7 protein-coding genes are annotated in these 10,434 nt (G+C 47.0%); 5 read left to right on the forward strand and 2 right to left on the reverse strand.

Annotated elements, in window-relative coordinates; genetic code table 11:
* Positions 1–12: 12 nt before the first annotated feature.
* Positions 13–1,377, reverse strand: a complete 1,365-nt coding sequence (locus OA79_RS07445) for a DEAD/DEAH box helicase (RefSeq protein ID WP_063332593.1) — start codon at positions 1,375–1,377, stop codon at positions 13–15.
* A 185-nt stretch (positions 1,378–1,562) separates the two neighbouring features.
* Here OA79_RS07445 and OA79_RS07450 point away from each other — a divergent pair, with 185 nt between their 5' ends.
* The 3 genes from OA79_RS07450 to OA79_RS07460 all read left to right on the forward strand — a co-directional run bounded on the left by OA79_RS07450 (position 1,563) and on the right by OA79_RS07460 (position 5,282).
* Positions 1,563–2,747: an FAD-dependent monooxygenase gene (locus tag OA79_RS07450; protein WP_063332594.1), complete on the forward strand. Its 1,185-nt coding sequence runs from the start codon at positions 1,563–1,565 to the stop codon at positions 2,745–2,747.
* Positions 2,748–2,927: 180 nt separating this feature from the next.
* The gene (locus tag OA79_RS07455) at positions 2,928–4,241 is read left to right on the forward strand and encodes a Na+/H+ antiporter NhaC family protein (protein ID WP_063332595.1); all 1,314 of its coding nucleotides are present in this window, start codon (positions 2,928–2,930) and stop codon (positions 4,239–4,241) included.
* Between the two features lie 150 nt (positions 4,242–4,391).
* The gene (locus OA79_RS07460) at positions 4,392–5,282 is read left to right on the forward strand and encodes a DMT family transporter (RefSeq protein WP_063332596.1); all 891 of its coding nucleotides are present in this window, start codon (positions 4,392–4,394) and stop codon (positions 5,280–5,282) included.
* Here OA79_RS07460 and OA79_RS07465 read toward each other — a convergent pair.
* Complete coding sequence (locus OA79_RS07465) at positions 5,279–5,851, reverse strand: TetR/AcrR family transcriptional regulator (RefSeq protein ID WP_063332597.1); 573 nt, start codon at positions 5,849–5,851, stop codon at positions 5,279–5,281. The two genes, OA79_RS07460 and OA79_RS07465, sit on opposite strands and share 4 nt — an antisense overlap.
* A gap of 93 nt (positions 5,852–5,944) precedes the next feature.
* On the opposite strand from OA79_RS07465, the gene OA79_RS07470 reads away from it, so the two are divergent.
* Complete coding sequence (locus OA79_RS07470) at positions 5,945–7,135, forward strand: efflux RND transporter periplasmic adaptor subunit (protein WP_063332598.1); 1,191 nt, start codon at positions 5,945–5,947, stop codon at positions 7,133–7,135.
* Positions 7,136–7,138: 3 nt separating this feature from the next.
* The gene (locus tag OA79_RS07475) at positions 7,139–10,267 is read left to right on the forward strand and encodes an efflux RND transporter permease subunit (RefSeq protein ID WP_063332599.1); all 3,129 of its coding nucleotides are present in this window, start codon (positions 7,139–7,141) and stop codon (positions 10,265–10,267) included.
* The last annotated feature ends 167 nt before the right edge of the window (positions 10,268–10,434 follow it).

Raw genomic sequence — 10,434 nt, forward strand, 5'->3', positions numbered from 1 at the left:
CGCGTCAGACGTTTATTGATCGCCACTGGTTTTTTGCGCACCGCCGTTCGGTTTGCGGTTGCGTCTTGCTGGTGCCAAAGGTTTGCTGCGTAGCCCTTGTCCCTGAGTGACATCGGCTTTTGGTGCTGGCTTTTTCGCTTTATTGTTACTGTTGCCTTGTTTGGCTGGCGCCCTATTGACCTTAGGTTTCTTTGGCTTCTTAGGCTTGATTGGACGCGTATCTAATGTGGTGTCTGGCAGCATGTGAGTTGGGAAAAAATCATCCATATAACGGCGCTCAATCAACTTTTGAGTCAAACGTTCGATGGCTTTGAGTTGGTCTAGCTCGTCTGCTGATACCAAGGAAATAGCTTGTCCTGTGGCATTGGCTCGACCTGTTCGGCCAATACGGTGCACATAGTCTTCTGCTACGTCAGGTAAATCAAAGTTCACTACGTGTGGTAGTTCTTCGATATCAATGCCGCGTGCAGCAATGTCGGTTGCCACGAGAATGCGAATGCGACCTTCTTTAAAGTCTGCAAGAGCACGAGTTCTAGCCCCTTGGCTTTTATTGCCATGAATGGCGCTGGCGCGTATGCCCGCGGCTTCCAGCTGTTTGGTGATTTTATTGGCACCGTGTTTGGTACGTGAAAACACCAAAGCTTGTTGCCATTGACCGTCAGCAATCAGATCAATCAGTAAATCAATTTTCTGTTTTTTATCGACTGGGTGCAGCCATTGTTCAACAGATTTGGCAGTAGCGTTACGTGGTGTGACCGAGATTTCTACTGGGTTGTTTACTAGGCCTTTGGCTAGGTCACGAATCTCTGGCGAGAAGGTCGCTGAAAATAAAAGGTTCTGACGTTTCTTCGGCAAAATGGCCAAGACTTTTTTAATGTCGTGAATAAAGCCCATGTCGAGCATGCGGTCGGCTTCGTCGAGAATCAACACTTCCAGTTGGTCGAATTTCAGCGCCTTTTGGTTGTATAGATCTAATAAGCGACCTGGTGTGGCGATAAGCACATCCGCGCCGCGACGCAGCGCCATCATCTGTGGGTTGATTTTGACACCACCAAAGACAACGGTCGATTTCAGCGGTAGATGCTGACCGTAGTTTTTCACACTTTCAGCCACTTGAGCCGCCAGTTCACGAGTCGGAGTTAATACTAAGGCGCGAACTTGATTGCTTTTTGCTAATGGCCCCGCGCTGAGCTTTTCTAACAATGGCAGGGTGAAACCAGCAGTTTTACCTGTCCCCGTTTGTGCTGCTGCCATGACATCCTGACCTTCGAGAACGGCTGGGATGGCTTGTGCTTGAATCGGTGAAGGCTCTGTGTAACCTTGTTCTTCAATGGCTTTAAGAATAGGTGCGGACAGACCCAGTTTGGTGAAACTCATAGATGTACTCGTGTAATGACAAAGGCAGGTGTACAGATTGACTGTACAAGATTTGCGCGAAGCTTACCCTATATTCTTCTATGTCGCCATTAAAGATGATGTAAGTCGCTTTTTTTTAACCTTAAATTCGCTACCATGATGAACAGAAGTGACCTCATTGGTCGAGAGCTAAAGGGACAACGAGATTGAATCAAGTAAAGCGAGTAGTGATTGCTGGTGCCGGAATCGGCGGACTAACGGCGGCCTTAGCCTTGGCTAGGCAAGGTATCCAGGTGGTGATGTGTGAGCAGTCTTCACAACTGGGCGAGGTGGGTGCTGGACTGCAAATTAGTCCAAACGCCAGTAGGGTGCTGATTAAATTGGGCTTGGCTGATGCTTTAAAGTCGAAAGTATTTGAGCCGGCTTATGCCAGCATTCGAGACTATCGTTCGGGGGAATATTATTTGCGAGCGCCGCTGGGAAACGAAGCGGAGTTTCGCTATCGCGCACCTTATTGGCATTTGCACCGCGCAGATTTGCATGTGGTGTTGGTCGAGGCTTGTCGGTCAGCGGGAGTGCAAATTCAGTTAAATGCTGAGGTGTCTGGTTATCAGCAAGAGCAGGATAAAGTGGTGTTGCTGCTTACTGATGGGCAATCGGTTACTGGGGATCTGTTAATTGGTGCGGATGGCATTCGCTCTGCCGTTCGGACTCAGCTATTGGGGCCAGAAAAGCCAAGCTTTATGGGGCAAGTAGCATGGCGCGGGGTGATCTCAGTAGACGATTTGGCGATCAAGATTGAGCCTGAGGCTTGTGTTTGGGCAGGCCCTGGTAAACATTTGGTGACTTATTATTTACGGGGTGGTCAGGAGGTGAATTTTGTTGCCGTCGAGGAACGGTCTGATTGGCGCTCTGAGTCCTGGCGAGAAGAGGGCGATATTCAGCAATTACGTCGAGCCTTTGCAGATTGGCATCCACAGGTAACAGGATTGTTGGAAGCCGCGAAAAGTAGTTTCTTGTGGTCACTGAACGGACGTGCTGAGCTGCCGACTTGGCATGATAAGCGAGTGGTGCTGTTGGGAGACGCTTGTCATCCAATGTTGCCTTTTATGGCGCAAGGCGCGGCCATGTCAATTGAAGACGCTTATGTATTAGCAGATCAGTTAAGTCGGTGTGATATGTCTACAGCTCTAATGAATTATGAGGCCATTCGTAAACCCCGAGCCACTAAAATCCAACAAATGTCTGCGGCCAATGCTGGTTTGTATCACATGCATGGTGGTGTATTAGGTAAAGCCAAACTCAAAGCCATGCAACTGGCTACGTCTATTGCGCCGAAGATTGTGCAATCGAAACTAGACTTTGTTTATGGTCATGATGTGATCGGCTAGGAGGTTATATAGCCAAATCGAATATTTTCTGTTTCAATTTAATCGTTTTGTTATAACGAATCGTGCCAAGAACATGGCGATTTATTATTAGCTTAGCCATTTGCTTTTCACTATTATGTGCCACCTTATTTAAAGACCAAAAGTCTTGTGACCTAATTAATCTGGAACTCAACAGACGATATGACTTCTAAATCTCCTTTGGCGTTACTGCCACTCATTCTTTTTCTTGTGCTTTTTGTTGGCAGTGGCTTGTGGTATCAATCCCAAGACGTTGACTTCGCTTTCTACCAAATTTCAGCACCGGTAGCGATTTTGCCGGCGATTGCCTTGGCCATTTTGTTAGCGAAAGGGCAATTCAATCAACGGATTGAAACCTTCATCAATGGGGTGGGTGATAACACCATCATCACCATGATTCTGATCTACCTACTGGCCGGTGCCTTTGCGAGTGTGGCGAAAAGCGTTGGTGGTGTGGATGCGACGGTAAACTTTGGTCTGAGCGTGATACCGGCTTCTTTGCTTTTGCCCGGATTGTTTGTAATTACGGCGTTTGTTGCGACTTCTATGGGCACCTCAATGGGTACCATTGCCGCCATTGCTCCCATTGCCATTGGTGTGGCAGAAGCGGCGGATCTACCGCTGTTACTCACCGTCGGTACGGTCATTGGTGGTGCTATGTTCGGTGATAATTTATCGATCATTTCCGATACCACGATTGCCGCGACACGAACTCAAGGTTGTGACATGCGCGATAAATTCCGCATGAACTTCAAAATTGCTTTGCCCGCTGCCATCATCGCTTTGGTTTGGCTGTTTTTCCAAAGCTCTAATGCGCAAATTACCGATATTGGCGACTATGAGTTGATTCGTATTTTGCCTTATGTCGCGGTATTAGGGTTAGCTGTTGCCGGTGTGAATGTGATCTTAGTATTGTTCAGCGGCATTGTTTTAGCTGGTGGTATCGGCTTGTTTATGCAGGCGGATTACACTGTGGCAACTTGGTCTAAGGACATTTATGCTGGTTATACTGGCATGCAGGAAATCTTGATCTTGTCTCTGTTGATTGGCGGTCTAGCGGCGCTGATGAAATCGCAAGGCGGTCTTGATTGGTTGGTTGGGGCCATTGAGCGCATCAGTGGCGTATTTGGTGCCAAACAAGGTTCAACCCGTGCGGGCGAGTTGAGCATCAGTGCTTCAGTCGCTTTGACAAACCTATGTACGGCCAACAACACAGTTTCTATTCTGATTAACGGCTCGGTTGCAAAAAACATAGCAGAGCGTTACAACGTTGACCCTAAACGCAGTGCGAGTTTGTTGGATATTTTCTCGTGTGTGGCGCAAGGTGTTTTACCTTACGGCGCGCAAATCCTCTTAGCTTCCTCATTAGCTAAAGTGTCGCCACTGGCACTGGTTGGCTATGTGCAGTACTCTTGGTTGCTTGCTGCGGTGGCCTTGTTGTCGATCTTATTTGGTTGGCCGAAAGCGAAAGCTTAGTCTTTTGGGACAAGCTTAATGTTATGACACCAAGGAATGGCTGAGTTCATTCCTTGGTGGATAGAGCAGATTATGAAAAGCCTGAATGCCTGATGATAGGGATTCAGGCTTTTTGCGTCATTGCACATCAACGGGTAATAAGGACATCACTTGAAACACACCAGTCATCTCAAAGCTGAATTGATTTTAGTCTTAGTCACCATTATTGCTGCTCTTGGTTGGATTTTCTCGAAAGAAGCCTTGGTTGGATTACCGCCTTTATTTTTTATGGGGGTGCGCTTTCTGGTGGCCGGATTCGTGTTATTCCTTGTCGGGCAAAAGTTCTTTCGGGGCTTGAATTGGCAGGGAATTCGTCAAGCCTGTTTGGTTGGCGTATTGTTTGGTGTGACCATGATGTTTTGGGTCACTGGACTGGATCAGGGGTCCAACTTGGGGGTCGGTGCTTTTATCACCAGTTTAGGCGTGGTGTTAGCGCCTCTGGTCGCGCGTTTTATGTTTGCTGAACGGCCGCCAATGAGTATTTGGGTCGCCCTGCCTTTTGCTATCGTGGGGTTAGGCTTTTTGGCCTTAAACCATGGATTTAACTTTGAAGTCGCGCATTTTTATTTCTTAGGGGCGGCGTTAGGGTCAGCGTTGCAGTTAAATCTTTTGTCGCGTTTTTCCGTTCGGATGCATGTTTTGGTGCTGACCGCGATTCAGTTGTTTGTCGCTGGTGCTGTGTTGCTGGGTCTGTCTTTGTTGTTCGAACCTTTGCCTCACAGTATTAGTATCAGTGTGGCGGGCTGGTTTTTAGCCAGTACTTTGATTGCCAGTAGCTTACGTTTTTTACTGCAAACCTACGGCATGAGTCTTACACCGGTAAGCCACGCGGCTGTAATTATGAACCTTGAACCAGTATGGACCGCCATTTTTGCAGTATTTTGGTTCAATGAGATCATGAGCGCTGGGCAAGTGTTTGGTTGTGTGTTGATTTTTGTTGCTATGTTGGTCAGCCGCTGGCCGCAAATTCGTTCGATATTACGTCGTGCTAGAGCCGCTTAATCTGGCAATATCTGATCAATTACCTGATTATAGAGTCGCACCATTTCTGGGCTGAGAGGACGCTGTTGAAACTCCCAACGAGCCAGTAACCCTTCGGTTAGGGTGACCAGCATTTGGATTCTTGCGGTTGCTTCGGCTTCGCTCATGTTGGGGACTTTGTCTTGCAATAGGACGACAGCATGCTGTTGTAAACGTTGTTGAGAGTCTTGGCATATTTCAAAGACCACTGGATTGCGAGCCGCTTCTGCTTGGATCTCGGCGTGCATCACACGGATATTTTGAATTTCTTCACTGTCGTCTAAGAAATGTCGATCTAACCATTTTTCTTTATCTAGAAAAGATGACATGAATTGTAATTTTTTCTGTGTAGACTGCTCAACTAAGGCGCGAATAATGTCATCTTTGTGGGCAAAGTAGCGATAGATTTGACCAACACTTAAACCAGCTGATTTGGCAATTTCGCTCATGCTGGCTTTGTGAAAGCCTTTGGTGAGCACATGCTGTTCCGTGGCATCAATAATGCATTGTATGCGTTGGTCTTTAAGACTGGGTTCTTTACTACTTCTCATTTATTTGCACGTTTAGGTCATGTATTTGGGATTTGGCTTAGATTATAGTTTTGTGAATGATCATTCTCAATGTTTCGAAAGGAAGTCTCCTCAATGTTGTCTAAATTTAAATATGCTTCAAGTTTATTGCTTGTTTTGTTACTTGCTGGTTGTCAGGAAGAGGCTTCTAAGTCTGAATCTGCAGCACCAAAGGCTCAAAAAGTGCCAGTCGGTGTGGTCACGATCGAACCACAATCAACGGAGTTAATTGCTGAGCTACCGGGCCGTACCACATCCAGTTTGGTGGCAGAAATTCGACCACAAGTCGGTGGTATCGTTGAGAAGCGCTTCTTTGAAGAAGGGCAAGACGTTAAAACTGGCGATGTCTTATATGAGTTAGATGATTCCACTTATGTTTCCTCTTATAAACAAGCGCAAGCGGACTTAGAATCGAGTAACGCCAGTCTAAAATCCGCGCAATTAAAATATAACCGCTACAAAGAGTTGCGTAAGCAAAATAACGTCTCGCAACAAGATTTAGACGACGCTCAGGTGGCTTTTTTAGAGGCGAAAGCTAAGCAAAAAGGTTCTGAAGCGGCACTAGAGTCGACTAAAATCAATTTAGGTTATACCAAAATTCGTGCGCCGATCGACGGACGCATTGGTATTTCGCAAGTGACGGTTGGTGCTCTGGTAACCGGTAGCCAATCAACGGTCATGACCACCATACGTTCTTTGGATCCAATTTTCGTTGACTTAGCGCAAACCAGCTTGGATCAGTTAAAACAACGTACTTTGCTAAAGCAGGATGGCGTTGAAAAAGGCTCGAACAAAGTGTCTTTGATTCTTGAAGATGGCACACAATACGAATATGAAGGGCAATTAAAAGCGCGTGAAGTCAGTGTGGATGAAAATACTGGCAGTGTGACGTTACGTGCAGAGTTTCCCAATCCAGACGATCTTTTGTTACCAGGGATGTTTGTCCGAGGCTTAATTCATGAAGCCACACACACACAAGCGTTATTAGTGCCACAGCAAGGTGTGTTTCGTGATGTGAAAGGTAATCCAATTGCCTATGTGGTGAATGATCAGAACATCATCGAGAAGCGTATTTTGACCGTAGAACGCGCGATTGATAATCAATGGTTGGTGTTATCTGGAATTAATACTGGTGACAAAGTGGTGGTCGAAGGGTCGTTGAAAATTCGTTCGGGCAGCGAAGTCATCGCCTCACCAATGGTCCTTGATGAGAAGACTGGTGAGATCGTTGACAGTAAACAGGCTTCAGCAGCACAAGGGAATTAATCTATGTTAGCGCAATTTTTTATCAATCGTCCGGTGTTCGCATGGGTGCTTTCCATTGCGATCATGTTGGTCGGTCTGGCATCCATTAATACCTTGCCAGTTGGACAATACCCTAACGTTGCGCCGCCAACGGTGAGTATTTCGGCCACCTATTCTGGTGCCTCTGCGGAAACTGTAGAAAACAGTGTGACTCAAGTTCTGGAGCAACAGCTCACTGGGCTGGATGGCTTACTGTACTTTTCTTCATCAAGCAGCTCTTCAGGCAAAACCAGTATCAATGTGACCTTTGAGCAAGGAACGGATGCGGACATCGCACAAGTTCAAGTACAGAATAAAATTCAGCAAGTGACTTCCAGTCTACCTAACTCGGTGCAACAGAATGGGGTGACTGTTGAGAAATCCAACACGGATTTCTTGTTAGTGGCGGCGATCTATGATGAAACGGATACCGATACAGCAAACGATATTTCAGACTATTTGGTGTCGAGTATTCAAGATCCAGTATCCCGTGTTGATGGCATCGGTAGTATTCAGGTTTTTGGTGCTGAATATGCGATGCGTATCTGGCTTGACCCTCTAAAGTTGGCATCTTATAAGTTAATGCCGTCGGATATTTCGTCTGCTATTACCGCACAAAATACGCAAGTCGCGGCGGGCAGCCTTGGGGCGTATCCCGTGGTTGACGGCCAAGAGTTGAATGTGACAGTCACCGCGCAGTCTAAACTGCAAACAGTCGAACAGTTCGAAAACATTATTTTGGCCTACGATGACAGTGGGGCCACAGTGCGTTTGAGCGATGTGGCAAAAGTCGAATTGGGCAGTGAAAGTTATGCTTTCATTCCTCGTTTGAATGGTCACCCAGCGTCCGGTATGGCGGTTATGTTGGCGCCAGGTGCGAATGCCTTATCGACTTCCGAGGCGGTTAAAACGCTATTGGCAGGGGTAGAAAAAAATCTGCCTGATGGTTACAAGTTATCTTTCCCAGTAGACAACACTAGTTTCATCAAAATTTCGATTGAAGAGGTGGTGAAAACCCTATTCGAAGCGATTGCACTGGTGGTAATCGTGATGTTTGTGTTTCTACAGAACTGGCGTGCGACCCTAATTCCTGCGATTGCCGTACCGGTTGTTTTGCTGGGTACGTTTGGGGTGTTGGAGTTATTTGGCTTCTCGATTAATACCTTGACCATGTTTGGCATCGTGCTTTCAATTGGTCTGCTGGTGGATGACGCCATCGTCGTGGTGGAAAACGTCGAGCGGGTGATGGAAGAAGAGAAGTTGTCACCGAAAGAAGCCACAATCAAGTCGATGAAAGAGATCACCAGTGCCTTGATCGGTATTGCTGTCGTGTTATCGGCGGTTTTCTTACCTATGGCGTTTTTCAGCGGTTCAACTGGGGTGATTTATCGTCAGTTCTCGGTCACCATTGTGGCGGCGATGACCCTGTCTGTAGTCGTCGCGCTGACGCTCACCCCCGCTTTGTGTGCCACCATGCTTAAGCCTAATCATCATGCACCTAAAAAAGGCTTAGGTGGTTGGTTTAACCGAAACTTTGATCGTGCAACCGATAAATATTTTGGTGGTGTGAGTAGCATCATCAAGCGTCCGATTCGTTGGATGGTTGTTTATGGTGCCATTGTTGCCGGTTTAAGCGGTTTAATGATGAATTTGCCGTCTGGTTTCTTGCCGACGGAAGACCAAGGGCGAGTGATGGTGATGGTGTCTTTACCTGAAGGGGCATCGATGTCGCGTACGGATAAAGTGATGCGTCAGGTGGAACAGCACTTTATGGGCGCTGAAAAAGACAATGTAAAAGCCATTTTCACTATCTCTGGCTTTAACTTTATGGGCACAGGGCAAAACGCAGGTATGGCCTTTATTGCTCTTAAAGATTGGAGTGAGCGTGTTGGTCCTGCTAACAGTGCAGGGGCGATTGTTGGTCGTTCTTATGGGGCCTTTGCTGGTATCAAAGATGCAATGATTTTCTCTTTGATACCGCCATCTATTCAAGGTCTAGGACAAAGTAACGGCTTTACTTTTCAATTGTTAGCGTCAGGTAATACTGACCGCGATACTTTGATGTCGATGCGTGACTCCTTGTTGCAAGATGCTAATGCCAGTCCTCTATTAACAGGGGTGCGTTTGGGTGCGCAGTCGGAAGCGCCTCAGTTACACATTGATATTGACCAAGAAAAAGCGTCAGCCTTGGGGTTGTCGATGTCAGACATTAGTTCGACTCTAAGCAGTGCTTGGGCAGGCAGCTATGTGAATGACTTCGTGGATCGTGGTCGTGTGAAAACCGTTTACATACAAGGTGAAGCGGGATATCGCTCTTCTCCAGAGGATCTGCAGCATTGGTATGTACGTGGTAATGACAACACCATGACACCTTTCTCCGCGTTTTCTGAAAGTGATTGGACTTACGGACCAAAAACCTTGAGTCGTTTCAACGGTTCAGCGTCATATCAAATCGAAGGTTCTGGTGCCAATGGGGTGAGTTCTGGTGAGGCGATGGATGAGTTACAGCGTTTGGCTGATAATTTGCCTGCTGGTACCACCAGTGCTTGGAGTGGTTTGTCTTATCAAGAGCGTTTGTCTAGTGGACAAACACTCATCTTGTACTCCATCTCCATTTTGGTCGTCTTCCTATGTTTGGCGGCACTTTATGAAAGCTGGACTGTGCCATTATCGGTGATTTTAGTGATCCCGTTAGGGGTAATTGGTGCCGCTGCCGCTGCCCATTTGCGTGGTCTGGAAAACGACGTATATTTCCAGGTGGCCTTGTTGACGACCATTGGTTTGTCCTCCAAAAATGCGATCTTGATTGTTGAGTTTGCGGAAGCAGCTTACCGACGAGGGGTAAATGTGTGGGAAGCTGCTGCACAAGCCGCGCGTCTTCGTTTACGTCCAATCATTATGACGTCCATGGCGTTCATCGTGGGTACCTTGCCTTTGGCTTTGTCCAGTGGTGCCGGTGCCAACAGTCGTATTTCGATTGGTTCGGGCATTGTGGGTGGTACATTAACGGCGACCGTTTTGGCGATCTTCTTCGTACCGCTATTCTTCGTGATTGTCCGTCGTATTTTCCCGAAACGCCCTGATGGGTTGTCCTCAACAGAGCATGACGGTTAAGACATCGTCATTTAAAGACGCAATAAAAAAGGAGCCGATGGGCTAACGCTGTTCACTTAAGCGGAACAGTATTACGAGATACCGGATATCTCGTCTTTGATTGCTTTACCATGCGAGGCCGACTAGGCCTCGCTTTCTTTCGCTCTAAAAACAAATTACACACCCCA

Origin of the sequence: Marinomonas sp. TW1 (genome assembly GCF_001625355.1) — a bacterium.
GTDB lineage: Bacteria > Pseudomonadota > Gammaproteobacteria > Pseudomonadales > Marinomonadaceae > Marinomonas.

What these genes read in the sequence shown, in the direction of transcription:
- OA79_RS07445 (WP_063332593.1), bottom strand. Translation starts at nt 1,377, where the DNA reads ATGAGTTTCACCAAACTGGGTCTGTCCGCACCTATTCTTAAAGCCATT.
- OA79_RS07455 (WP_063332595.1), top strand. Translation starts at nt 2,928, where the DNA reads ATGACTTCTAAATCTCCTTTGGCGTTACTGCCACTCATTCTTTTTCTT.
- OA79_RS07465 (WP_063332597.1), bottom strand. Translation starts at nt 5,851, where the DNA reads ATGAGAAGTAGTAAAGAACCCAGTCTTAAAGACCAACGCATACAATGC.
- OA79_RS07470 (WP_063332598.1), top strand. Translation starts at nt 5,945, where the DNA reads ATGTTGTCTAAATTTAAATATGCTTCAAGTTTATTGCTTGTTTTGTTA.
- OA79_RS07475 (WP_063332599.1), top strand. Translation starts at nt 7,139, where the DNA reads ATGTTAGCGCAATTTTTTATCAATCGTCCGGTGTTCGCATGGGTGCTT.